This window comes from Acinetobacter sp. 102 (genome assembly GCF_037028485.1).
Lineage (GTDB): Bacteria > Pseudomonadota > Gammaproteobacteria > Pseudomonadales > Moraxellaceae > Acinetobacter > Acinetobacter higginsii.
Window position 1 is genome coordinate 62,220 of sequence record NZ_JAZEZK010000012.1, and the last position, 26,529, is coordinate 88,748.

The following is a 26,529-nucleotide window of genomic DNA, read 5'->3' on the forward strand; positions in this document are numbered from 1 at the left end:
TATTAAAAATTTCGTGAATAATACACAAAACAAACAAAAATGACAATAATAATGATAATTATTATCAATAATAACATTAGCGCCCCATATTCCTCCATATTTTAAAGTGATCAATAACAACAAAAGCTTATGAGATCAGGTAAGGTGATCAATCAGTCTTAATAACGAATAGAACGTCCAATTTTAGAAAAATGTGGAGCTAAGTGTTTGCAGGTTTTTGTGATTATGATTAAAAAAATAAGCCCATCTTATTCACGAATTTGAATGAGATGGGCTGTTCAATTCTTGTATTGAATCTACAATTAAAACTTATGTGTATACGTCGTCATAATTCGATTTTCGACAAAATCTGTGCCGGGGTTATTGCCTGCACCATATTTAATATCAGCTCGGATATGTCGCCATTCAAAGCCCAAGCCTTTTAGTTTACCTTCAGGTACGGTGTAATTGACGATCACATTTTTCTCGGTTTCTTTATTATCCTTAAACCCTTCACGATAGATTTCACTACCATTTAAATAGCGTAATGTCAGTTTTAGCCCAGGGATACCTTGTTCTTTAAAGTCATAACTATATAAAACATGCCAAGTGAACTCTTTGGCTTTGTAGAAAGCAATTGCAGACCAACTCTGTAAATAAGCTTGTGGTACATAACCATTCAACAAGGGAATATTGTCCTCACCCATATGCTTTTGCAGACCTGTCAAAATGGTATGTGGTCCATTTTGCACACTGGCTTGCAGACCGATTGACTGGACATCAATATCGCCAAAATAGGCATCCCCATCTTCTTTATAGTTAAAATAGCGGGCGTCCACTTTAAGCTTGCTCTTGTTGACCGTTTCCGTAAAAGCCGCACTCAAATATTGTTGTTGATAAATATCTTCGAGCTGCCCAAACCAATAAGAACCCGTCAACTGAGGGGTAAAATTATAATCGAGACCCAGAAAATTCAGCCCATCACTTCTTTTGTTTGGGTCTGTCGAGTTGCCTAAGGTAAATTTTCGATATTCATCATCATCTCGAGCATTCACATGGGTAAAACGCCCTGCCGAGACTTTTAAGTTTTTGATATCTTTACTTTCTAGCATTGCACCCGCATAAGTGGTGACCAATTGCCGAGAATCATCAATAAACAGTACCGGTGTTTTGGGGAAAAGCTCACCGACTTTCAGTTCAGTATTGAGATATTTAAATTTTAAAGTCGCGCCTAATTTTAAATAATCACGCTCCTGCCGACCTTCGTGCTGATCGTATTTAAATACGGTATCCAGACGTTCATCGTAGCGATCTGTTAAACGCAATGCATATTGAAACCCCAAATCCAAACCGACTTGGATTGGTGTATCGGTATAACCAGATTCAAAACGTCCTGTCATCGCCTGAGACCAACTACCCAAATCTTTATTGGTATTTTCAAAATCCCGTTCTAAATAAAAATTACGCAGGTAAATGCTTTTTTCACTGTCTTCAAAAAAATCTGCATAAGCCACATTGATATTTAGACAGCCAAAGAGTGTATACAGTGCTACGCGCTGTGCTTTATACAGCGTATCTGGTTTTAACATGGGAAATCCTTTCCTGAGTATTTGAAATTCTTATTCATTCACGCTGAGAGTTAAGACCGTCCTCACAACTGAGACCATACTTGCCGATACCTTTAAAACTGACATAAATTCAGAAAGATATATTTGAGCAAATATTGGACACACTCTATTATTTGAATTATTAATGTAATTTTCCATAGATAATGAAGTATATAGTTATACCTTTTAAGTCTAGTTTTAGATCATTTTCACCACAATTAAAAAAGCGATCATGATGACCGCTGATAAATAAACTTGGTGCCTAGAGCTGCTTAATCACCCTCTAGTTGGATCGGAATGCCTTCTTCTTCAAATACTTGCTTAATGCATTCTAAAATCTGCGGTAGATACGGACTCTGATCCATATTGCGCACTGCCAATGAAATCGGTGTATAAGCTTCTAAATCTAAGATTGGGATATACACCAGATTCTTCATACCAATGTCACTGGCACTTTCTGGAATCAGGCAAATCCCCTCACCTGATGACACCAAACCAAGCGCCATATGAATTTCACGTACCTCGACCATATCTTTAGGTACCAAACCCAAGTCGGTAAAAATCGATTGAATCAAGGTGGAAAAATTCGGTTTTTGGGTCGCGGGATAAGAAAAAATAGGTTCATCAATAATCTGGGACAGATAAATCCCCTGATCGATAAAGCGGGTTAAATGATGGTTTTTATGAATGGCTAATTTAAGTTTTTCTTTGCGCAATAAAATCCGTTTAATTGCAGGATCACTAATTCTTAAACGTCCAAAACCTAAGTCAATTTTACCCAGCTTTAATGCTTCAATCTGATCCTTGGTACCATGTTCAATCAACTCCACCTGAATATCAGGATGATTTTGACGGAATAAATAAATCACTTGCGGTAATAACGCATAAAGTAATGAGCTGACATAGCCAATACGCACAATCTTATTTACCGTGCTAATACGTTTTGCCATGGAAGCCGCTTGAGCAGTATGGGTCAAAATCTGCACCGCATGCTGATAAAAGAACTGTCCCGCTTCTGTGGTTTTCACAGGTCGAGAACCACGTTCAAATAACAGGATACCGAGTTCCTCTTCCAGCTTTTGGATCTGACGGCTTAATGGTGGTTGCGCAATGCATAACTTTTCTGCGGCTTTGGTAATGCTCTGTTCCTCGACCACCGTCACGAAATAACGAAGATGTCTTAATTCCATTTAATATACCTTTTAAGTATCTAAAAATACCAAATTCAGCCTAGTTATAGATATTACATTAATTTAGGGTATGTAAATAGCTTAGGACGAAAGAAATACCAAAGATGTATAAATCCATAGAAACCCTACTTGTCGAGATTCCAACCATCCGCCCACATAAGATGGCGGTTGCAACCATGCAAACCCAAACCTTAGTCCTCATTAAAGTGACAACAGCAGATGGTTTGATTGGTTGGGGTGAAGCAACGACTATTGGTGGCTTGGGTTATGGAGATGAAAGTCCTGAAAGTGTCAAAACCAATATTGAGCATTACTTTTCGCCATTGTTAAAAACTTTGGACAGTTTTAATGTGGCTCAGACATTACAGGCCATTCAACACAGTATCAATGGGAACCGCTTTGCTAAATGTGCTATTCAAACGGCGCTACTGGATATTCAGGCACAACGTTTAGGTCTACCACTCAGTGAAATGTTAGGTGGGCGCCTACGTGATAGCGTTCCTGTACTTTGGGTTTTAGCCTCAGGCAATACTGAAAAGGACATTGCTGAAGCAGAAAAAATGGTTGCGTTAAAACGTCACAATGTATTCAAGCTCAAGATCGGTTCGCGCCCAGTTGAACAGGATGTTGAACATGTACTGGCAATTAAACAAGCATTGGGTGCAGAAGTTTCGATCCGTGTCGATGTCAACCGTGCATGGTCTGAGTTGAATGCGATTAAAGGGATTCAAATGCTGCAGGATGGCGGTGTTGATCTGATTGAGCAACCGTGTGCGATTCATAATATTGATGCTATGCAACGTTTGACCCGTAAATTCGATATTGCCATTATGGCAGATGAATCTTTAACCGGTCCGCAAAGTGCTTATCAACTGGCAAAAAGCAATGCCGCCTCAGTGTTTGCAGTAAAAATTGCCCAATCAGGTGGTCTGATTGAAGCCTGTGAAGTCGGGAAAATTGCCAATCTGGCAGGGATCGATCTTTACGGTGGTACCATGTTGGAAGGTCCAGTTGGCACCATTGCTTCCGCACATGCCTTCTCTACTTTTAGCAATTTAGCCGCTGGTACGGAACTGTTTGGTCCACTGTTACTCACGGAAGAAATTTTAAAAACACCGCTTCAATATGGCAATTTTGAACTCAAAATTCCAACTGGCCCTGGTCTCGGTATTGAACTGGACGAAGACAAAATCGACAACTTACGTCGTCAATAATTTAAGGAGTTGCGATGCTTTTTCATGTACGAATGGATGTAAATATCCCGCTCGATATGCCAGTTGAACAAGCCAATCAAATTAAAGCTGTTGAAAAGGCCTATTCACAAGATTTACAGCGTCAAGGTAAATGGCGTCATATCTGGCGCATTACCGGACAATACTCAAATATCAGTATCTTTGATGTGGAAAGCAATGAAGAGCTGCACAATATTTTACAGGGGCTGCCATTGTATCCCTACATGAATATTGAAGTGATGGCGATGAATCGTCACCCATCAGCCATCCGCGAAGACGATAGCTAAAGCCCATCGTGGCATCAGGATCGCAACAGAATTTGAACAAGGAATGTGGCAAGCCAAGCAAGCAGCAAAACAGCAAGTCCGCGAGCCACCAAAAACTATCATACTTCAGGAGAATATGTATGAACCGTCAAGAAATCGATGCACTGGTTAAAAAAATGAATGTGGATACTGCGACAGGTAAAGTCAATCCACGTGTACAACAAATCGTGGTTCGTCTGCTCGGTGATCTTTTTCAGGCGATTGAAGATTTGGACATCTCACAAAGTGAGCTATGGAAAGGTCTAGAATACTTTACCGATGCAGGCCAAGCCAATGAACTTGGCTTATTGGCGGCAGGTTTAGGTCTTGAGCATTATCTAGATTTACGTGCTGATGAAGCAGATGCCAAAGCAGGCATTACAGGTGGAACTCCACGTACCATCGAAGGTCCATTGTATGTGGCTGGCGCGCCTGAATCTGTTGGTTTTGCCCGTATGGATGACGGTTCTGAATCAGACAAAGTCGATACCTTATTCATTGAAGGTACAGTCACTGATCCTGAAGGTAATATTATCGAAGGTGCTAAAGTCGAAGTTTGGCATGCCAACAGCCTCGGTAACTATTCATTCTTTGATAAGTCACAATCTGACTTTAACTTACGCCGTACCATTTTATCGGATGCTGATGGTCACTATGTGGCGCAGACCACTATGCCTGTGGGTTATGGCTGCCCACCTGAAGGGACTACTCAAGCAGTGCTGAACTTGCTCGGCCGTCACGGTAACCGCCCTTCTCATGTACATTATTTTGTTTCTGCGCCAGGCTATCGCAAATTAACCACGCAGTTCAATATCGAAGGCGATCAATATCTGTGGGATGACTTTGCATTTGCAACACGTGAAGGCTTGGTCGCTACTGCTGTTGATGTGACGGATGAAGCTGAACTTGCTCGTCGTGGGGTGAATAAGCCATTCAAATACATTACCTTTAATGTTGAATTGGTTGCAGAAAAAACAGGTGCACCAAGCACTGAAGTCGACCGTCGTCGTGTCGGTGCTTAACACCACAAATTTACTGTGAGCTAGACCTTAGCTCACAGTTTTTAAATTTCTATGCATACCCGTTTATACAGCAATTCGTATGTATAGAAATTTGAAAACATGAATAAAAGGTTGGCCTTATGATTGATAAAAGTACGCTCACATTGACTGAGGCACTGTCACAGATCAAGGATGGCGCAACCATCATGATTGGTGGTTTTGGCACCGCAGGACAACCCGCTGAACTGATTGATGGATTGATCGAACTTGGTATCAAAGACCTTGTCATCGTCAATAACAATGCTGGCAATGGTGATTATGGCTTGGCCAAACTGCTTAAAACAGGGGCAGTACGTAAAATCATCTGTTCTTTCCCACGTCAGTCCGATTCATGGGTATTCGATGAACTCTATCGTGCTGGCAAGATTGAATTGGAACTGGTGCCGCAAGGTAATCTGGCATGCCGTATTCAAGCTGCGGGCATGGGCCTCGGTGCAGTTTTTACCCCAACTGGCTTTGGAACACTCTTGGCGGAAGGTAAAGAAACCCGTCATATCGATGGCAAAGACTATGTACTTGAATATCCCATCAAAGCTGACTTTGCCTTAATCAAAGCACATCAAGGCGATCGCTGGGGCAATCTGGTCTATAACAAATCTGCACGTAACTTTGGCCCAATCATGGCGATGGCAGCGGATGTCACCATTGCACAAGTGTCTGAACTGGTCGAACTCGGTCAGCTTGATCCTGAACACATCATTACCCCTGGAATTTTTGTACAGCATGTGGTCGCTGTTGATACAGCCAATGGCACAGGAGTAGAACAATGAGCTATCAAAAATTAAGCCGTGACCAAATTGCTGAACGTGTCGCACAAGATATTCCTGATGGTGCTTATGTCAATCTCGGCATAGGCCTGCCAACCAAGATTTCCAATTATCTTCCTGCGGATAAAGATGTATTCCTACATTCGGAAAATGGCCTGTTGGCATTTGGTCCACCGCCTGCCAAAGGTGAAGAAGATCCTGAGTTAATTAATGCAGGTAAAGAATATGTGACCATGCTGACGGGTGGCAGTTTTTTCCATCATGGTGATTCTTTTGCCATGATGCGTGGTGGTCATTTGGATATTGCGGTACTTGGCGCCTTTCAAGTCGCAGCCACTGGTGATCTAGCCAACTGGCATACTGGTGCAGCAGATGCGATTCCTGCGGTAGGTGGTGCGATGGATTTGGCGGTAGGCGCCAAGAAAGTATTTATCACCACCGATCACAACACCAAGCAGGGTGAACCCAAGATTGTTGAAACCCTTTCATATCCAGCCACAGGCTTGAAATGTGTCGATCGTATTTATACCGACCTGTGTGTGATTGATGTGACTACAGACGGTTTAAAAGTGATTAAAAAAGTGGATGGTTTGAGCTTTGAGGAGTTACAGGCGTTGACGGGTGCTCAGTTGATTGATGCAACTCAAGGATAATGAATCTCTCCCTTACGGAACTTTAATCGTTCCTCACCCTTTAAAAAAGGGAGGAGTTCCCCTCTTTATAAAGAGGGGTTAGGGGAGATTTTTAAGGATAAAAAGTAACGAAGCGACATCCATGTCGCTACCGCGAAACCTTGAATGGTAAGGTTTAAATACAACTTCTGCTTACTAAGATTTAGATGTTTCCCGTAATTGACTATCGTGACAGGCGACATGGATGTCGCCCGTTGAACAGGGAGGCAAGGAAGCCTCCTCTGTTCAACAAAGGGTTTTGTCACTTTTGCCCTGTCAAAAGTGAGGCATTGCCTACGCAAAGGAAGAATGACTAAACCCATAATTTGTGGCAGTGCTCACAACAGATTTAGAAATGGAAATGTAAGAATATGAAAAACGCTTATATCATCGATGCCATCCGTACCCCATTTGGTCGCTATGCAGGCGGTCTTGCACCTGTCCGTGCTGATGACTTGGGAGCTATTCCAATTCAGGCACTTATACAACGCAATCCAAGTATCGACTGGCAACAAGTGGATGATGTGATCTATGGCTGTGCCAATCAAGCGGGTGAAGATAACCGTAATGTGGGACGCATGTCAGCCTTATTGGCAGGCTTACCTTATCAAGTTCCAGCAACCACCGTAAACCGTTTATGTGGTTCATCACTGGATGCGATTGCGATGGCTGCACGTGCCATTAAAGCCAATGAAGCTGATTTGATTATTGCGGGTGGGGTCGAAAGCATGAGTCGTGCGCCTTATGTGATGGGAAAATCCGACAGTGCATTTGGCCGTAGTCAAAAGATTGAAGATACCACCATGGGCTGGCGTTTTATCAATCCAAAACTCAAAGACATGTATGGTGTGAATAGCATGCCACAAACCGCAGAAAACGTGGCGGAACAATTCAATATTAATCGTGCCGATCAAGATCAGTTTGCGCTCAACAGCCAACAACGTACGGCGACTGCACAAGCCAAAGGTTTCTTCAGCAATGAAATCATACCTGTCCATATTCCACAGCGTAAGGGTGATGCAGTTGTAGTGGATAGCGATGAGCATCCAAGAGCATCAACCACATTAGAAGGCCTAAGCAAACTTAAAGGTGTGGTTAAAGCAGAAGGCACTGTGACAGCAGGTAATGCCTCTGGAATTAACGATGGTGCTGCTGCCTTGTTGATTGCTTCGGACGAAGCAGTGGAAAAATATCAGCTCCAGCCCCGCGCCAAAATTATTGCTGCGACTACCGTTGGGGTTGAACCGCGGATTATGGGTTTTGCACCTGCACCTGCAATCAAAAAATTACTGAAACAAGCCAATCTCTCTCTAGCGCAGATGGATGTGATTGAGTTGAATGAAGCCTTTGCCGCACAAGCTTTAGCCGTGACTCGTGATTTAGCTTTGGCGGATGACGATGCACGTGTCAATCCAAATGGTGGCGCGATTGCTTTGGGTCATCCTTTAGGTGCCTCGGGTGCGCGTCTAGTCACCACTGCCTTGAATCAGCTTGAACAAATCAAAGGTCAGTATGCCTTGTGTTCAATGTGTATCGGTGTTGGTCAAGGCATTGCGCTAATTATTCAACGTGTTGAACAAAATTAAGGAAGACTTCATGCCCATTTTTCAATCCGCTGATGCGCAAATTAATTATCAAACCTTTGGCGATCCCAGCTCCCCTGCATTGGTATTTTCTAACTCTTTAGGTACCAACTATGGCATGTGGCAAAAGCAGTTCAATTATTTTAAAGAACACTTTTATGTGATTTGTTATGACACACGCGGTCATGGTTCATCTTCAACACCAACAGGCCCATATACCCTGCAACAACTTGGTGAAGATGTGATTCACCTACTCGATCATTTAAAGATCGAAAAAGCCAATTTCTGTGGTATTTCCATGGGTGGAATAACAGGTCAATGGCTTGCCATCCATTATCCAGAACGTTTTCAGCGTGTCGTTGTGAGTAATACCGCTGCGAAGATTGGACAGGAACAAGCATGGCTGGATCGTGCCCAACTGGTTCGAAAGCAAGGTTTAGTTCCTATCGTTACCACAGCAGCTTCACGCTGGTTTACAGATCCCTTTATCCAAAGTCACCCTGCAATCGTCAATAATCTGTGTAACGACTTAAGTGCTGGCAGCGCAAATGGTTATGTCAATTGTTGTGAGGCTTTGGCTAAAGCGGATGTCCGTGAACAGTTGAAGGATATTACCATTCCAGTCTTAGTCATCGCTGGCACACAAGACCCTGTGACTACCGTTGCCGATGGACAATTTATGCAACAGCAGATTCCAGATGCCCAGTTAGTAGAAATCAATGCCTCACATATTTCAAATATTGAATGTCCCGAGGCATTTAATGTAGCGCTTGAAAATTTTTTATAGTGATTTAATGATTGATAAAAAGGGATAATTGTTATCCCTTTTTATTGCTCAACGAAATAGATCTTCTCCACTTTCACCTTCAAAAATGTATTGTTCTTTTTCAAGGATTAAGCCTATTAGAACCAATTCACTCATTTAAAAGGTATAAAGATATACCCAGTAAATAGTGGAAAATTACAGAGATAAATAACAATAATTTTAAATAAAGAATCAGCACAATATTTACTGATTCTTTATTCAGCAGGCTTTTAAAAAGTACGCTCTTTTCAAAAATAATGAAACAAGGATATTTCAATTGAAAAATCAAAGTTCGAACTACCCACCTTTCCCTACTCGACTGTTACTCAAGTCTGGTATGTTTAGTTGTTTATTTTTTGTGATCGGCTGTCACTCCTCAACACAGGCCGACTCTATCTCGGCACAAAAGCAAATCACAATTAAGCGTGATCACTATGGAACACCACATGTTTATGCCAAGGATACTTTTGGTCTTTTTTATGGCTATGGGTATGCAGTGGCAACAGATCGCTTATTTCAAATGGAGATGTCAAAACGTACAGGCCAAGGTACGGTCGCCGAAGTGCTGGGACCAGACTATTTACAGTATGACATTGCAACACATAGTCGTTTTGATCCAGAAAATATCAGACAACAAATTGCGCGACTCTCTCCTAAAGACCGTGCAATTTTTGAGGGTTATGCGGCAGGTTTCAATAAACGCATCAAAGAAGTTTTAGCCAATCCAGCACTCATGCCAAAAGAATTTGTTGATTATGGATTTAAACCCTCAAGCTGGGAAACAGAAGACATAGCAATGGTTTGGGTCGGCCTCATTCTCAATCGCTTCTTTTCAGCAAGTTTAGAAGTTTCAAACTTAGACTTGCTCACCCAACTACAAAAAGAAAAAGGCCAAACAGAAGGTCTGAAAGTCTATCAACAATTACGTTGGTTAGATGATCCAAAAGCGCCAACAATTATTCAGTCCGAACAAGCAGCACAACTTTCAGCACGACAACAAGCGATCTCAAAAAAGATGTTGCCCATCTCCAATCAGGCAGCAGAAAAATATTTGGCACAAGCACGTATTGCACTGGGTAAAAGCGTGGTCGATGGCGTACCCACTGCCAGTAATGCTTGGGTAGTAAAGGGAGATAAGACCATTGAGGGCCAGACTGTTTTATATAATGGCCCCCAACAAGGCTGGTATACCCCTGCCATCACCTATGCAATTGGCCTGCACGGCGCTGGCTATGACCTAACAGGTATTACCCCTGTCGGTTTACCTGCAATTTTATTTGGCACCAATGGCAAAATCGCATGGGGTTCTACGGTAGGCTCACTCGATACTAACGATGTTTACCAACTCACTCTAAACCCAAGTAATTCAAAAGAATATTTATACAAAGGTGCTTATATTCCATTTGAACACAAGCAAGTAAAAATAAAAGTGAAAAATCAGGCGGACCATATTTTAGATGTTTATAAGAGCAAACAAGGCTTTGTCAGCACATGGGATGAAAAAAATCACACCGCCTATGCTCAAAAACGTAGCTGGGAAGGTGTAGAAATTGAAACCTTGTTAGGCTGGGCCAATGCAGCCAAGGCCAGCAATTGGGAAGAGTTCCTTGCTCAAGCCAAACGTGTCGCAGCCTCTATTACTTGGTTCTATGCCGATACCAAGAATAATATCGGGGTCGCTGCTTTAGGACGTTTACCGATTCGCCCTGAAAACCAGCATATTCAACTTCCTGCACTTGGCGATGGTTCAATGGAATGGCAAGGTTTCTACGATTTCTCGCAGAATCCAAAACAATATAATCCTGAAAAAGGTTATATCAGCAGTTGGAACAATAAAGCGTATGCAGGGTTACGTTCTGACTCTTCGAATTTCTCATATGTTGATCGTGTCAATGAACTGATCGAACCTTTGGAAAGCAAACTAAAGTTAAGCCAGCAAGAGATTTGGGACATCAATAAAACAGGTGCTTGGTCGGATCTGAATGCACGCTATTTTATTCCCTCTATGATCAAAGCCGCACAAAGTGATAAAGCCTCGGCCCAAACTAAAAAAGTCGCACTGCTATTGGCAGAATGGGATCTAAAATTACGCCCAGATCGTGAAGGGAAATATTATCAGGGTGCAGCGCCAGCGATTATGCGTGCATGGCTGAATCAGATAATTATCTTGGTATTAAAACCGAACTTATCAGAAAGTATTTATCAGCGTTATACCGATACGCTTTATCCAGTCAATAATGATCCACGTAGTGCCCAGCCAGCCAGCGCCTCAAAATTAATCTGGAATGCTCTTCAAGGTAAACAGGCAAGTGTTCCACAAAATATTGATTTCTTAAAAGGACAAACAGCGGATGAGGTTGTATTAAAAGCTTTAGAAAACGCACTGGCTGAACTTTCAAAACAGTATCACTCTACTGACTCGAATGACTGGAAAATTCCAGTGGCGACCATGGGCTTTTCCAGCAAAAATTCAGTCGGTATTCCATGGGCTGATCCATCACATGAACAACAGCTTAGTACTTATGGAAATACAGGAAGTGCTACGTTTAGAGTGGTGTTAAATCCAAATCAAGTCAGCATGTGTTCGATTTTAGCCCCAGGACAAAGTGGCTTTATCAATCAAAATGGAAAAACTGATGCCCATTTTGCAGATCAGCTTCCTTTATTTGAAAGTTATAAATGTAAAGAGGATGCAGTGAGTCAAAAGGAAATCGACCAAGCAACTCAACAAAGCATTACTTTAACTTACTAACTTTTTAGCCCAATTTTAATTTTAAAGACTGAGGTTTGTTATGTCTCAAATAACAAACCTCTTTATTGACTTAATAGCGAATCATCACCGATTTTAATTCGGTGTAATCTTCAATAAATGCATCCGAAAATTCTCTGCCAACTCCTGAAGCTTTCACCCCGCCAAATGGAACGGATGGATCTAAGAATGTATGCATATTGACCCATAAGGTTCCTGCTTCAATCTTCGGAATTAACCGCAAAGCTTTAGATAAGTCATTGGTCCAAATACTTGCAGTTAAACCAAAACGCGACTGATTCATCAGTTGAATAAGTTCTTCATCAGTTTCGAATGGCATTACTCCGACCACTGGTCCAAAAGTTTCTTCTGAAAATAAAGGATCATCGGTATTTTTGAAGGAAATTAAAGTCGGCTGTACAAAATATCCCGTCTGATCTAAAGCCTCTCCCCCTACAATAATTTGATTGTTGGCTTTTGCCATATCTAAATAATATTTTACTTTATGAAAATGTGGCTGATTAGAGAGTGGACCAAACATACTTCCCTCATCCATAGCCGATCCAATTTTGAAACTAGAGAGTGCTTTAGAGAGTTTCTCGACCAGTTCATCATATTTTGTACGGTGTACAAAAAACCGCTCTGGTGATGCACAAACTTGCCCTTGATGCACAAAAGTTGCTTGCAATAAAGTCGGCAAAATCTCATCAATATTTGCATCTGCCAAAATAGCAATGGCATTTTTTCCGCCTAACTCCAGACTGACACGGGTTAAATCGCTGCTCATCGCGAGCTTACCAATGGCAATGCCTGTCGGCACTGAACCTGTAAATGAGACTTTCTTAACCAGCGGAGACTCAATTAAATATTGTCCTGTATCGCCCTTACCAGTCACCACATTAATCACACCCGCTGGAATCCCTGCTTCAATGGCAAGTTCAGCTAAACGTAATAAAGATAAGCTGGCAAACTCACTTGGTTTAAGCACAATGCTGCAACCAGTTGTTAACGCTGAACCAATTTTCCAGACACCAATCATCAGTGAAAAATTCCAAGGCACAATCCCTGCAACCACACCAATCGGTTGTCTTAAAGTAAAGGCCGTATATTTTTCACCTTGCATAGAAGGAATAGAAGGTTGCATGGTTTGACCATTAATTTTGGTTGCCCAACCCGCAAAATATCTTAAGAAAATAACAGATTGTGCGACTTCAAGATGGCGGGAAATATTAATGAGTTTTCCAGTAGACAACGACTCTAGCTGTGCAAGTTCTTCACCATGTTGCTCAATTAAATCTGCGAGCTTGTTCAGTTTAACGCCGCGTTCATAGGGCGTAGTTTCAGCCCAAGCATTTTGAAAAGCATGTTCCGCACTTTTCACCGCATTTTCGACATCGTGTTGACTACCAATACTAATTTGAGCAACCACTTGTTCAGTCGATGGATTTACAATATCCACTTTATCTAAAAGCTCAGCAGCAACTAGTTTTCCATCAATAAAATGCCCATGTTGACGTGCCATAAATTGCTGTACGCTTTGTAAAATCTGAACTTCACTCATTTTCTTTTCCTCTTTTCATTTCTAAAATTTTGTTATGACAGCAACTAAGCGACTTGATTCAAAATAAAGTCTGCACCGCGTTCACCAATCATGATGGCAATTGCGTTGGTATTTCCGCTTGGAACTTGTGGGCAAATCGAACAGTCAATGACGCGTAAATTTTGGAAGCCATGTACTTTAAGCGTCTGGTCTGTGACTGAATCTTTTGGTGTATTGCCCATTTTGCAACTGCCCGCAGGGTGATAAACCGTTTTAATGTTCTGGCGCATCCATGCATCAATCGCGGCAACATTCTCAGGATCAATATTTGCAGGCTCAATAATGTCTTGGACAATGGCTTTTAAGGCAGGTTGTTGTAATAAGCGCAGCCCAGCCTGTACCGCACGGATATTGGCCTCAATATCGTCTTGGTGACCTAAATAGTTCGGATCAATGATCGGCATTGCATTCGGATCTTTACTGCTTAAACGTAGAGTGCCTCGCGCTTTTGGCTGGATATGTCCGACTTTAATGGTCAGTCCATGTGCTTGAGCTGTGCCTTTTTCACCGGGGGTATTATCAAAATTATCCAGGACAGGCAGGAAATGGAACTGCACATCTGGTCGACCATTGTTATTGGTGTCAATAAAACCACCACCTTCTAGAATGTTGGTGGTTAACAATCCTGAACGTGTAAAACACCACTGTAAAAAGTGTCGTACCGCAGTTAAACCTTGGTCTTCACCGAGCAAACTATTATTGGTTGTTACTGTCGCATTAACCGACATATGCAAATGGTCGTGAAAATTCTCACCTACAGGTAAGTCACGTATACATTCTATTCCGAGTTCATCTAAATGCTGTTTTGGACCAATTCCCGAAAGTAATAAAACCTTAGGACTGCCAATTGCACCAGCACTCAGAATGACTTCTTTTTGAGCCTGTACAGTAATGGGGGATTTTCCGCCAACACTATAAGTCACCCCAGTCACCTGATCACCTTGAGTTTCAATTTTATGGACTAAAGCATACGTAATCACTGTAAGGTCTGGGTGGTTTTCGACTGACTTTAAATAAGTTTTTGAGGTACTCGCCCGAGAACCGTTTTGAGTAGTCGTTTGATAAAACCCTACACCCGCCTGATCCCAACCATTCATATCATTGACGTAATTCATCCCCATTTGCTGACCTGCTTTAATACAAGCAAGCGTCAAAGGATGCCGATAACGGTTTTCACTGACAGGTAAAATGCCATCTTGTCCGTGATATTCATCAGCAAGACTTTCATTTTTTTCTGCCTTTTTAAAAAAAGGCAGTACATGTTGATAAGACCACTGATTACATCCCCATTCCGAGGCCCATAAATCATAATCCTGACGTTGACCTCGACAATAGATCATCCCGTTGACCGAGCTTCCACCTCCCAACACTTTGCCTTGTGCAAGGATCATCTCTCGCTGATTACAATACTTTTGTGGGACGGTCATGTATTGCCATGATTTCTGCTGGAATACTTTAATCACGGTTGCAGGTATGGTATGAAACATACTGCTATCTCGACTTCCTGCCTCTAGAACGAGAACACGCCCAGCCTTGGCTTCTAATAGTCGTGCTGCAACAACACAGCCTGCCGAGCCAGCACCAATCACGATATAGTCATATTGTGTATTCATCTGATTTCACCCTCATTTTATTTCTATGAATGCACCGCCAATAAATACGGTCTGCTTCGCACTGATTTAATAGATGTATTGCAGAATCAACTGGGCATATAAATTGGTTTTGTCATCATAATTTTGAGTGCCACCACTGTGGATATCATGCTTTGGCTTATATAGTCCGATCAGCGGAATAACGGTGAGATTGTTATTGACTGACCAGACTGAAAACACATCCAGCTCATGCCCATCCACATTTGCAAATGACTTATTTACGGTTTGAAACTTATAAGCCAATGCACCCAGCATAAAATTTTCTTTTAAATTAATACTGTAAGAAACTTGGTGAATATCGGCATTTTTATTGAAGGGCCCTGCATAGTTTCCAGCGACTTCTCCCTGAAACCATGTTCCAAATCCAACCGTATTGCCGTAAAACATGGGGTCGTACTGATCGGAAAAATGGCTGAAACGATAACCTAGGGACGGCGTATATTTTGTAGATAAGAAGTTATAGTTCAGTCCCAGATAGCCCGCATTTTCCGTGCTGTCCTGTTTATCCTGAACGACCCATTCAGACTTCAGTTGCAGTTCAGCTAAGGCTTGATAGTTCAAGCGTAAGGCATAATTCTTAAGATCCTGACGTCCTGAAATGTGTTCGGCATCATCAAGGTCCAAGACATTTAAATAAGTAAAGCCGATGCCTTTATCTTTAAGTTGATAGATCAGATCCGTCACAAACAGTTCTGATGAAAATTGTGCTTTGTTATTCGACTTTAAATACGCCAGTTTTAGCGTTGTATCCTGTTGCGGTTTGTATTGAAGCAGGCTACTAAAATCAAAGCTGCGTCGTGCTGCCAGATAATAGGCCCCACCTCGATCGAGTGCCCCATCCGCAGGTGCTTTACCCAGATTTAAGGCATCACCCGCAACAAAAAAACCATCACCGATCATGATATTTTGCCGACCGATACTGAAATTGTAGGTCGTCAATTCATCTTTATGGGTACCATCTTTAAAACCAATCACCCATTCATTCACATCGGTTTTATGTTCTTGACCATTGCTATTTTGACCAGCATCACCATCGCCCCATGTCGCTGAGCTGATTCCGCTTAAACTGGCATAGAGCTGATGGTTTTGAAATGTTTGTTGCCCTTTGGCACCATATTTAAGGTGGCCTTCTTGCCAATTGATCCGTTGGTCATCGATGTTTTCACCGTTATAGCTTTTAGCACTGCTAAAAGCACCAAAAGTGGCTTCAAAAATCGGTTTAATTTCAAGCTCACCTGCATATGCAGTGGAAAAACATGAGACAAACAGCGTCCCTCTCACGACTTGAGAAACTAAAGTTTTCATACAAAATTCCTTTTTTGTCAGCTATCTACTTAACGCTCAGTTTTGGGTAATCTTGGATTACCCATATAACTTGATCTGCGTTGTTAGTGATGCTCGTGTTGGGCATGTTCCTGTTCATCACCCAAGTTCAACGTTGGGGTGTTGTCAAAGAAATTCCAAGGTTTGATCAAGGTATAAACCCATTCCGTCGGCATGATTGGCCATTCTTCAGCGCGTGCCACATGGGTGGTTCCTGTGGTCATCCAGACCACAAGGTCTTTATTTTCAATATTTTCATTGTTCTGAATAAACTGACCTAAACCTGTGTCATGAGTTGAACGATTCGAATATTTCCCTTCTGGATAGCGTTCATCTGGATTGTATTGTGTCACCCAAATTTGTTTATCCATAAAGTTAAGGCGTTTAAATAGCCATTCATCCGGGGCAAAATTAGCACCCTTCGCCACTGGGTGAGTTCCGCCCGCAAACGGAATCAATTGGTAAGAAACGGGATTGCCTAATTTATTTTCCTTGTTGAAATTGGTGAGTAAACGAATAGTCGATGGATCAAATTTTTCAGCCGCGTTTTGCTCATTGCTAATCACTTTACTGTCAATTTGCATCGAACTTGTACGAACACCACCTCGGTCATTGGCCTTCACCACAGGGTCCATATGCATAAAGCTATTATTTTCTCCATCTACATCCATATCTAAGCGGAAGTTATAGATATGTTGATGCGTGGTTCCGACAATATTATGGTCAATCAAGGTGCCATATTTGGTGTCTTCTTTGGCGGTACTGTCATGCATAGTTCGTGCTTTAACGCCTTTCACCGCTTCAATCCCTGTCGCACCTGCATTAATCCCAATCACACCATTTTGAGCAAAGACCCAGTCAAACATATAATCGTAGTTACCCACCGTACTAATCCAGCGCACCACAAGTTCACGGCGTGCTTCGCTAGCATCCTGATCACCAAAAATTTCTTGGTGTTTATACTCAGGTCCTGCATAACGCTCAAAAATGGCGATGGCATTCGGAATAATCTGCGGCTGGCCCTTATAGTCGGCAATGACGGCATCCAGTAACACCGCATTTTCTGGTGCATCGGTACCCAGTTGAATATTTGAGGTTAGGGTTCCCATGCCATACTCGCCTGAATCCAGATAAGATTTAAAGTACCAGCCCATATCTGGGTCGCCATAAGGAACCACCATGCCGCCCAGATTACCTTCATACATGACCTTGCGTTTTACACCTTTATCTTTATAGGTCACGGTTGAAAGTTGCAGGCCAACACGAGAGTCTAGTGCGACATGGAAACACCAATTCCCCCAATGTACGGTTTGTCCTGTAATGGTAAAGTTCTTGCCTTCAGGTTCACTGATATTCAGCGGTTTGATTTTCGGTGGCTGGGTATTCTTGGTGGCGTAAGGACGGTCTGTCATCGGTACAGGAATCATTGCTCCTTCTTCAATTTTAATAATTTTTTCTTTGTCTAAATCCACTACTGCGACAAGGTTTTCAATCGGATGCGCCCAATAGTTACCGTCTCCCGTATCCAGATAAGACACCACTTTTAAGACGTTAAGCTGTTTATCCAAGCCATCTTTCCCACCAAAATAGCCCACCGTTAATGGATTGGTAATCACTTTCTTCACATCGGTGATACCACGTTTACGCAAAGCGTCCTGATATTCTTTGCTGGCCTCAATCACACGCTGTACGGTCTCAAAGTTGTCCAGTAACACCATGCCATGCGTGTCTTTTAATACATTCCATTTGCTAACCTGTTGCGTCGTCAGGTTCACTTCGCCTTCAATTGCCTGATTGCCTTTCAATAAAATGAAAGATGCCACCCGATCATCTTGATATTCTTTATGATTGATAAAGAAATCCCAGACTTTGGCCTTTTCTGGCTCTTTCAGCTTCAGCTCGGCAAAACGCATATTTTTATAGGCATACTTTGAGCGATTAATGACGTCAAAGGTCTTTTTAATTTCATCTGTATTTAAGCTATTGAGCGGATGAAAGGTATTTTCAATTTTAAAGGTTTGATCTAAACCCGACTGAAACACCTCATTGAAAAAATCTTTCCCAATAACAGGTTTACCGTCTTTGATTAATACTGGAACACTCAGCTTTAAGGGTTTTCCATTCACCAAGACCTGATCTGAATTGGGTTTGGCTCTGACCACAATAGAACCTTTGGAGATGGTATAGCTATTCGTGAAGTCATCTTTGACCACTTTGGCACCCTGTTCAGTCATGTTTTGGTACAGTGGCACCAATTCGGCAGCCTCACCATGCGCATAAGCCGTGCTATGAACACCACACAAACTCGCAGCGATGGATAGGTTAAACGCCAGTATTTTTTGTATCTCTTTGAATAATCTTTGTTTACGCATCACGTTGATCCTTTTTCATCTATCCCTGAGCGATCTGTATCAGATCGTTAAAATGCTCTTTGCTCTGTGTGTAGCGGCTAAAATCAACTTCATATTCCAAGTCGATTGAAGCGCTTTAATCTTCCCTTATTGGTTTAATTTCAACACAGTTACATGGGTCTAGCTTGTCCAAGAATGACGCGGAACTTGTCTAAAAATGACATCTAAAATGTTTAAGCCAACATCGTTTCTCTAAATTCTTTCGGAGAGATGCCATAGGTTTTTTTGAAGATCTTTGAAAAATGAGCACCATCCCAAAAGCCCCATTTCAGCGCGATTTGAGTGATCGAACTCTGCTTGTTTCTTTTATCCAGCAGATCTGTTTTGACCTTCTCGAGTCGTTTGATCTGTATGTATTTATTAATCGATAAATTTTCTTGCACAAATAATCGATACAAATGCCGTAACGATACCCCGATATGTGCGGCAATCAACTTGGGAGAGAGATCAGGTTTTGTCAGATTTTCAATAATATAGCGCTCTGCTTTTTCCAAAAGATGATTCTGATTATTATTGATATTTTTATAATTAATGGTTGGTTTGATGAGAGCAATCAACGCATCTTCAAAGGCATTGCCATCTTCCGATGCATACCAAAGCTTGATATTTTCAGGCGACATATTTTTCAAAATATTCTTAAGCAAAAAACCACTCATATTTTGGGTGATCAACTTACCAAAATATTCAGAACTAATATTCTCTTTCAGCAACTTTTCCCGTGACAGATGCACTGAAATTTGACTGACTAAACCTTGTGGAAACATCGAAATGGTTTCGACGGGATCAACCAAGACAATATCACCCTCATTTAAGGTCAAAGTTTCATTTTTATATTGCAGCAACATCTTGCCCGAATTCTGCAAAATCAAAAAACAGAAACGATTATTGACCCGATCGATTTCATCCGCCTTTCGGACGATTTTATTGGCATTATTTTTAATAAAGGCAATCTCGGTATCACCCAGTAAAAAACATTGCACTTCACCAATAAATAAATTCCGTGTGCCATCAAAATCTGTTTCAAAATTGCCGCACACATTCTTGATATGATGTGTCCACATTAACAGTGCATCACTCACATATTGATTCATCCCTTCGCTCCCCTGTGCTGCACAATTGCTAAAGTTTGTTCTTTAGCGCTGGTGCTCTGTTTTGGCTTGTATGCAATCATGTTTGATCAATAAACAAGTTGCGTGCCAAAAATTCCTCATCCTTGGAATTCTTTTTTGATTAGAATCAGCTCGGTCCAAAGCTGATAAATGGAACTCAATTTATCAGCTTCACTCCGCTTATGCTACACCAGCAAAGTCTCTCAGCATGGTGATAAAGGTCTCCTTTTGCTCATCAGAATATTTTTCAAACACCTCATTTTGATGGCTATCGGCGATATCAAATAGATAATGCGCAGTTTTCTTACCTTTTTCGGTGAGTTTGAAAAAGCCATCACTCTCAATCAGCAAACCATCTTTTTTCAGAATGGTCGCTGCCTGCTCCACTTCACGCATCGGCATAGCAATATCACGAGGCAAATCTGCTTTATTCGACGCAGTACCACTGCCCAGTACCAATAATAAACGTGCTTCACTGGTGCGGAATCCTGTCACTAGCTGCTTGGGAATATAATCAGTTTGATAGAATTTAAAAGCCCGACTCATCAAATAACAGACATTGCTATATAAATGCCCTTGATGCATTTCACCGATATCTTCAGCTTCCACTGAGTCTTTTAACTGTAATAACGGATGTGGAATCACACCCGAATAAGCACCTTGGTGATAGACCAATGGACTACGCCCTTCATCACGGAAACGCACCACTTTACCAATAATAATCCAGTGATCTCCACCTTCAATAATCTCATGGCGTTCACATTCAAATACCGCAGAACAATGGTCTAAAATGGGCGCTTGACCCGAACCCGTCTGATAACTGGTGCCTTCATACTTATCGATATTGCGACGTGAAAATTTATTCGATAATTCAATCTGCGAGCCCGATAAAATATTCACTGCAAAATGAGTGGCTTGCTCAAACACAGGAAAACTGGATGAGTTCTTATCAATACTCCATAAAATCAGCGGTGGATCTAGCGACACTGAATTAAAACTATTGGCAGTCACGCCTACCTTTTCACCCTGTTCATTTTGCGCAGTCACAATGGTGACACCTGTGGCAAAATTGCCCAAAGCACGTCTGAACTGCATTGGATCTATTGTGATTTCATCCATTGATTTTAGTGAATTCATTATTCTCTCCTGAATCTTTTATCCTGTTTCTGGCCGATATTGGATAGCGATTTATCCTGATTAAATCGCTTAAATATCCAGTACCAATCGTGCTGACTTAGAACGTGAGCAGCACACCAGAATCTGTTCATTACTGGCCTTTTCTTCATCGGTAAAATACACGTCACGATGATCAGGTTCTCCTTCGATCACATCACACATACAGGTTCCGCAAACGCCTTGTTCACATGACATTTCTATCTCGATGCCTTCACGCGCCAAGGCATGCAAAATGGTTTCTTCTGCATTGACCATAATAATCTTGCCGCTTTGCTGTGCCACAACTTCAAATGCATCGCCGCCTGTTTCAACCTCAACCTGAAAGTATTCCTTATGAATCTGCTGTTCAGGGAAATTCTGTGTCAGGGCTAAATTGATCACCCAATCCATAAATCCATTCGGACCACAGGTATAGATATGGCTATCTTGATCAATGTCTTGAATGGCGGATTGAAAAAACTCACGGTGGCTCGCTCCTTCCGATTTAAAATGAAAGGTCGTGAAAGGCGCCAAGACGCCATGTTTAATTTCATCGACAAAAGCACAGCGTTCTGGGCTTGCGCCGCAGTAATGCAGTTCAAAAGAAGTACCTTCCTGTGCCAACTGATAAGCCATCGTAATCAGTGGGGTAATCCCGATCCCCCCACCCACCAGTACCGCATGTTTAGATTTCACTAAAGGAAACAGGTTCTTCGGTTCACTGACCTGAATCTGCATGCCATCTTTTAAATCATCAAAAGCCGATACTGAACCACCACGTGATTCGGGATCACGTAGAATGCCGAGTCGAAACTTACCGACATCATTCGGGTTCTGGCACAATGAGTACTGACGCACCATGCCATTCGGAAGGTGCACATCAATATGCGCACCTGCTTCAATTTTGGGTAATACGGTCGAATTTGCAGATTCAAACTCCATGACTGCAACATTCCCACCTTCGACATGACGGTTTTTTACCACCACGTTATACAGTATCGTCATGATTTCTCTCCCTGATATGCATCTCGCCTAAGGCTTAACGCATAAATAATCCACCGTTAATATCCCATGTTGCCCCAGTTACAAAGGCAGCACTTGGACTGGCCAATAGCGCACAGGTTTCGGCAATAAATTCCATGCTGCCCAAAGCTTTAACGGGGATATTTTGAATAAACTGCGCCATTTTCTCGTCTGAGACCACGCTATGCACAATCGGTGACTCCATCGGTCCTGGGGCAATTGCATTCACGGTCACTCCTTTGGCGGCAAACTCTTTGGCAAAGATTTTGGTCAAGGTAATGATTGCGCCTTTAGTAGAGGCATAATGTGCACCCGTCGCAGTCCCACCATTTTGTCCAGCCAAAGACGCCATATTGACGATACGGCCATAGCCTTGATCGGCCATAAATTTGCCAATGATCTGGCATGACTGGAACGTGCCACGCTGATTCACTTGCGTGATCATGTCAAAATCCGCCGCGCTAATCTCTAAAACTGGGGTTGCCTTGGTCATGGTGGCATTGTTAATCAGCACATCCAGCTTCGAAAATTTCTGCTGAATCCATTGCACTGCGGCATGGAAATCGGCTTCAACTGAAATATCCAGTTTTAAGGCAAACATATTTTCTGCATACGGGCTACGAGCTTTAGCCTGCTCAGCCTTTTCTAAAGTACTGGCAGATACAATTACTTGATGTCCCTGTGTTGCAAAATACTCAGCAATGACATTCCCTAGACCCGAAGCGGCACCTGTGACTAAAACAACCTGTTTCATTTTTTCGCTCCTAGAGAATATAGCTGATACCCGCCAAGGTATCGGTTGAGTTAACTAAGTTGATAATTTTACGATTGATCTTAAAGCCTTGTTCCACATCACGAACCAAATGGAAGGTCACATCAGCGGTGTAATGTTTGAGGCTTTCTTTACGGAATTCACGCAGGTTTTGTGCACAACGCAAAATGATTTCGCCCTCTTGATCTTTGACGATGCGGATACGCGAAACACTACGCACGGTATTGGCTTTAGGTGCAGTTGAAATCGCTTCACCATTTTCCAGACGCTGTACTCGTAACTTACGCATATGATGGTCGTCATAGGCATAGTTCAAATTATTTTCATAATCGGTCAGTTTTGGATCGATCGGGATGATATACACACCTTTTTCATTCCAAAGGTCCAACCAAGTATCATGCTCAGAATGGTCCAGCATATCGGCTTCTGCCCAGATAAAAGCGGTCACTTCATTCAGTAAATTTAAATCGATTTTCATGGCGCTCTCCTTAAGCCGTCATCATCTTTTTCCACTGCTGATAAGCAGCGCGCATCCCTGTTTCAGCACTGACATCACTCTTTAAGCCATCTTCAGTTTTAACTTCGCCTGACAAGCCACGATTCAGCATGATCCACAGGTCATTCCCCGCATTGGCACCATGCTGTACACGCTCCCATGCTTCCGAATCATCTGGCGTACCAAAGCCAAATGGACCTTGGAAATGTTCGTGCAGACGTAAACGATACTGGTTGGCAATTTGTGGACCGCCATCCATGGTAATGACGGAATGATGAATCTCTGTTTCATTGACAGAAATCGGTTGCATCACGCGGAAGAACGCCATTGAGCAGGCAATGTTCGGGAACAGGTTCAGGTTAAATCCAGAACCACCCACTGCACGCACAATACGGCGCACTTCCAGTTCTTCATGTCCTTCATCACGCAAGGCTTGAGCCAAGTCTTCAAAACGTTCCTGAATTGGACGCTCCATTAATTCTTCATCCAGATCAACCAGTTCAGGAATCATCACCATGACACTGTGACCATTACCGAGGTCTTCGACATAACCCGGCTGATTTTCAAAGTTAAACAGTTCTTCGGTTTTTTCATCGACTGAACTTAAAAATGACTTGTGCACCAATGGAAAGTGGTAAGCATCGGTCGTATTTTCCAATTGGATTTTCCAGTTACCTGGAAAACGGAAACGATGTTCACCCAAGACCTTGATTGGATAACCAGCCCCTTGTTTCATAAACAAGTCGATCCATTTTTTCGCAGCACCCAAGAAATCTTCTAAAGGTTCAATATCCTGTTTAAATGTCGCGAAAATCATGCCGTTGTATTCTTCAACGCGCAGGCTAATCAATGGAAACTCAGATTTATCTAAACATTCGCCATAGCTTTCAGGTGAAGGTACACCACGTAAAGAACCGTCTAGCGCATAGCTCCATCCATGGTATGGACAAACAAAACTGTTGGTTTTACCTTTTTTATGTTCACACACTGTTGCAGCACGATGACGACAACGATTCAGCAGTACATGGACTTTTTTCTTACGATCCCGCACCACTACCACAGGTTGCTTACCAATATTGATGGTCTTATAGCTACCACCATCTGGAATTTCGCTGGCATGTGCTACCCACACCCAAGTGCTGTAATAAATCTTTTCCATCTCATCTTCAAAGATTTTTTCGTCCTTATACAATGAGGTATGGGCACGATCACTTTGAACTAACTCGTTGTAATCCATTTCAATATTCTGCATTGGAATAATACTGTTCATATCCACTATCCTTTTCGGTCTATCCATTGGTTATTGCTGAGACGGCACTGGCAATGCGGCTGTGCTGTCCCAGTGAGATACAGGACGACTGAAAATATTTTCAGTCTGAAAATGTTTGATCTTCCAACGTCCATCGTGTTGCTGTTTAAACTGCACCGTGAGTTTGGCGGCATTTAAATGGCTACGACCATCATGGAAGGTTGAGGTTTGCAACATCAACCAGTTGGCATTGGCTTGATCCGCTTCGATATACATTTGCTCTGAACTGACAAAATGCGCATTCATAACAAAATGCGACTGCTTTTGGGTATAGCTTTTGAACATGTCATAAATGGCTTGCCATGACGCATAGCGACCAAAAGACTCGGCATATTTTTCGCCTATGCCTTCCCAAATGCTGTCCTGATCAAATAAATCCATCAATTCATTCAGGTCGGTATCGGCATTCAAGGCATCACAAATTTCCATATAACGGTTAATGCAGTTACGGATCGCATTTTGGGCTTCAAGCTGTTGCAGGCGTTGTAACAGTTCCGTTATATCCATTGGCGCATTCATGTCACTCATCCTTGTTGCCACACGGGTTGATAAAATTAAGCTTATAAATAGCCAGGTGCTGGCTTCATGCCGAAGCTGACCAAACCTGCATTCTGTAAAGTGGCATCTCCCATAAAGGCATGCTGCGTCACCACATTGGTGTCATTCACAAAGCGGCTAAATGGATTGTGGGTATAAATCGCGGTCATCCCTGCCAGCATCTGTATTTTGCGGGTGACACGGGCACACACACGTGCCACATGGGTACAAGACAAACGCATGTCACTGATTTGTTCTGCAGTTGGCGTACGCCCTGCAAGCACTTCATTCCAGACAATCTGCATGGTGTCGTAGAACCACACACGTGCAGCCTTAAACTCTGCTTCGACTTGGGCAAATTCATATTGGGTTACAGGTCGGCTGGCAATTTCCGCACCACCAGTAATTGAAGACTTGCCCGGTGCCAGTTTTTGAAATTCTTCGATCGCTGCGGCAGCAACACCAATCCCCACCACGGTTAAGACCTGAGTGGCTAAAGATAAAGATGGATATTTAAAAAATGGCTCAGGTAACTTGGACGGTTCACCACGAACAAAAGTCCATTCCTTCGCAACCAGCACATCTTTTACCACCAAATCATGGCTGCCTGTACCTTTTAGACCGACCGTGTCCCACGTCATATCGATTTGAGCTTTATTGGCTGGCATCACTGCCATGCGCGGTAGACCTTGGGCTTCGTTGTCTTTTTGTGGCGAAATCCCGACCCCGACAATATCCGCGCCCATACAGCCACTGGAAAATTTCCAACGTCCACTCACCACCACGCCTGCATCGGTAATCTCGGCGGGTTGTGGAGGGAAAATACCACCTGCAAACACAATATCAGGGCTATCTTTATACAACTGCTCAAGCGTTGCTTCTGGCAAACTGCCCAAATAGGCAGGACTCATACCAAAACTTGCGACCCAACCAACTGAGCCATCAGCTTTGGAGAGTTGTTCGATCAATTCACAAAACTGTTTTGGAGACCATTCATTTCCGCCAAAACGTTTTGGAACCAAAGCACGGTAAACACCAATCTGTTTTAGTTTGTCGATGATGTCCTGACTGACATAGGCCTGATTATCGAACTCCCCTGTGCAGGCACGTTCACGAATTTCTTGACACAAGCGCTCTAATTCCGTTGTAGTTGTGTCCATGACAAATTCCTTTATCGATAAGTTATTCATTCC

The 26,529-nt window shown here is 42.4% G+C and carries 22 protein-coding genes; 8 read left to right on the plus strand and 14 right to left on the minus strand.

Going from position 1 to position 26,529, the window contains the following annotated elements; translation table 11 throughout:
• Positions 1 to 302 precede the first annotated feature (302 nt).
• Positions 303 to 1,568, minus strand: coding sequence for an OprD family outer membrane porin (locus WA352_RS13295; protein ID WP_033133179.1), 1,266 nt, complete (start codon positions 1,566 to 1,568; stop codon positions 303 to 305).
• 290 nt (positions 1,569 to 1,858) lie between these two features.
• The gene (gene catM / locus WA352_RS13300) at positions 1,859 to 2,776 is read right to left on the minus strand and encodes a cis,cis-muconate-binding transcription regulator CatM (protein ID WP_004654826.1); all 918 of its coding nucleotides are present in this window, start codon (positions 2,774 to 2,776) and stop codon (positions 1,859 to 1,861) included.
• A gap of 104 nt (positions 2,777 to 2,880) precedes the next feature.
• Here catM and WA352_RS13305 point away from each other — a divergent pair, with 104 nt between their 5' ends.
• The 8 genes from WA352_RS13305 (at position 2,881) to WA352_RS13340 (ending at position 11,952) form a co-directional block, all read left to right on the plus strand.
• Entirely contained in the window at positions 2,881 to 3,990 is a 1,110-nt protein-coding gene (locus WA352_RS13305; protein ID WP_033133180.1) for a muconate/chloromuconate family cycloisomerase, read from the plus strand.
• A 14-nt stretch (positions 3,991 to 4,004) separates the two neighbouring features.
• Positions 4,005 to 4,295, plus strand: coding sequence for a muconolactone Delta-isomerase (catC, locus tag WA352_RS13310; protein WP_005190515.1), 291 nt, complete (start codon positions 4,005 to 4,007; stop codon positions 4,293 to 4,295).
• A gap of 119 nt (positions 4,296 to 4,414) precedes the next feature.
• Positions 4,415 to 5,335: a catechol 1,2-dioxygenase gene (gene catA, locus WA352_RS13315; RefSeq protein WP_033133181.1), complete on the plus strand. Its 921-nt coding sequence runs from the start codon at positions 4,415 to 4,417 to the stop codon at positions 5,333 to 5,335.
• A gap of 119 nt (positions 5,336 to 5,454) precedes the next feature.
• Complete coding sequence (locus WA352_RS13320; protein ID WP_005204607.1) at positions 5,455 to 6,144, plus strand: 3-oxoacid CoA-transferase subunit A; 690 nt, start codon at positions 5,455 to 5,457, stop codon at positions 6,142 to 6,144.
• Positions 6,141 to 6,794, plus strand: a complete 654-nt coding sequence (locus WA352_RS13325) for a 3-oxoacid CoA-transferase subunit B (RefSeq protein WP_033133182.1) — start codon at positions 6,141 to 6,143, stop codon at positions 6,792 to 6,794. The genes WA352_RS13320 and WA352_RS13325 overlap by 4 nt, the downstream gene beginning before the upstream one ends.
• A gap of 389 nt (positions 6,795 to 7,183) precedes the next feature.
• A complete protein-coding gene (pcaF, locus tag WA352_RS13330; RefSeq protein WP_033133183.1) occupies positions 7,184 to 8,398 on the plus strand; it encodes a 3-oxoadipyl-CoA thiolase in 1,215 nt (404 codons plus the stop codon).
• A gap of 10 nt (positions 8,399 to 8,408) precedes the next feature.
• Positions 8,409 to 9,182, plus strand: coding sequence for a 3-oxoadipate enol-lactonase (gene pcaD / locus WA352_RS13335; protein ID WP_033133184.1), 774 nt, complete (start codon positions 8,409 to 8,411; stop codon positions 9,180 to 9,182).
• Positions 9,183 to 9,537: 355 nt separating this feature from the next.
• Positions 9,538 to 11,952 carry a penicillin acylase family protein gene (locus WA352_RS13340; RefSeq protein WP_050511449.1) on the plus strand — a complete coding sequence of 805 codons (2,415 nt, stop codon included), beginning with the start codon at positions 9,538 to 9,540 and terminating at the stop codon, positions 11,950 to 11,952.
• 70 nt (positions 11,953 to 12,022) lie between these two features.
• On the opposite strand, the gene WA352_RS13345 is transcribed toward WA352_RS13340, so the two are convergent.
• The 12 genes from WA352_RS13345 to WA352_RS13400 all read right to left on the minus strand — a co-directional run bounded on the left by WA352_RS13345 (position 12,023) and on the right by WA352_RS13400 (position 26,526).
• Positions 12,023 to 13,510, minus strand: coding sequence for an NAD-dependent phenylacetaldehyde dehydrogenase (locus tag WA352_RS13345; protein WP_033133186.1), 1,488 nt, complete (start codon positions 13,508 to 13,510; stop codon positions 12,023 to 12,025).
• 44 nt (positions 13,511 to 13,554) lie between these two features.
• The gene (locus tag WA352_RS13350) at positions 13,555 to 15,162 is read right to left on the minus strand and encodes a GMC family oxidoreductase (protein WP_033133187.1); all 1,608 of its coding nucleotides are present in this window, start codon (positions 15,160 to 15,162) and stop codon (positions 13,555 to 13,557) included.
• Positions 15,163 to 15,228: 66 nt separating this feature from the next.
• On the minus strand, positions 15,229 to 16,506 hold the full coding sequence (locus WA352_RS13355) for a hypothetical protein (RefSeq protein ID WP_033133188.1): 1,278 nt from the start codon (positions 16,504 to 16,506) through the stop codon (positions 15,229 to 15,231).
• Positions 16,507 to 16,589: 83 nt separating this feature from the next.
• Complete coding sequence (gene tynA / locus WA352_RS13360) at positions 16,590 to 18,905, minus strand: primary-amine oxidase (RefSeq protein ID WP_162180571.1); 2,316 nt, start codon at positions 18,903 to 18,905, stop codon at positions 16,590 to 16,592.
• 203 nt (positions 18,906 to 19,108) lie between these two features.
• Positions 19,109 to 20,026 (minus strand): transcriptional regulator FeaR, encoded by a 918-nt coding sequence (feaR, locus tag WA352_RS13365; protein WP_005205201.1) that lies wholly within the window; start codon positions 20,024 to 20,026, stop codon positions 19,109 to 19,111.
• Between the two features lie 198 nt (positions 20,027 to 20,224).
• On the minus strand, positions 20,225 to 21,184 hold the full coding sequence (locus tag WA352_RS13370; RefSeq protein WP_171248647.1) for a p-hydroxyphenylacetate 3-hydroxylase reductase component: 960 nt from the start codon (positions 21,182 to 21,184) through the stop codon (positions 20,225 to 20,227).
• Between the two features lie 66 nt (positions 21,185 to 21,250).
• Positions 21,251 to 22,204 (minus strand): PDR/VanB family oxidoreductase, encoded by a 954-nt coding sequence (locus tag WA352_RS13375; protein WP_033133191.1) that lies wholly within the window; start codon positions 22,202 to 22,204, stop codon positions 21,251 to 21,253.
• Between the two features lie 34 nt (positions 22,205 to 22,238).
• Positions 22,239 to 22,976 carry an SDR family NAD(P)-dependent oxidoreductase gene (locus WA352_RS13380; protein WP_033133192.1) on the minus strand — a complete coding sequence of 246 codons (738 nt, stop codon included), beginning with the start codon at positions 22,974 to 22,976 and terminating at the stop codon, positions 22,239 to 22,241.
• Between the two features lie 10 nt (positions 22,977 to 22,986).
• Complete coding sequence (locus tag WA352_RS13385) at positions 22,987 to 23,472, minus strand: aromatic-ring-hydroxylating dioxygenase subunit beta (RefSeq protein ID WP_033133193.1); 486 nt, start codon at positions 23,470 to 23,472, stop codon at positions 22,987 to 22,989.
• 10 nt (positions 23,473 to 23,482) lie between these two features.
• Entirely contained in the window at positions 23,483 to 24,760 is a 1,278-nt protein-coding gene (locus WA352_RS13390) for an aromatic ring-hydroxylating oxygenase subunit alpha (RefSeq protein WP_033133194.1), read from the minus strand.
• 30 nt (positions 24,761 to 24,790) lie between these two features.
• Positions 24,791 to 25,318, minus strand: a complete 528-nt coding sequence (locus WA352_RS13395; RefSeq protein ID WP_005321701.1) for a nuclear transport factor 2 family protein — start codon at positions 25,316 to 25,318, stop codon at positions 24,791 to 24,793.
• A 41-nt stretch (positions 25,319 to 25,359) separates the two neighbouring features.
• Positions 25,360 to 26,526, minus strand: coding sequence for an acyl-CoA dehydrogenase family protein (locus tag WA352_RS13400; protein ID WP_033133195.1), 1,167 nt, complete (start codon positions 26,524 to 26,526; stop codon positions 25,360 to 25,362).
• Positions 26,527 to 26,529 lie beyond the last annotated feature (3 nt).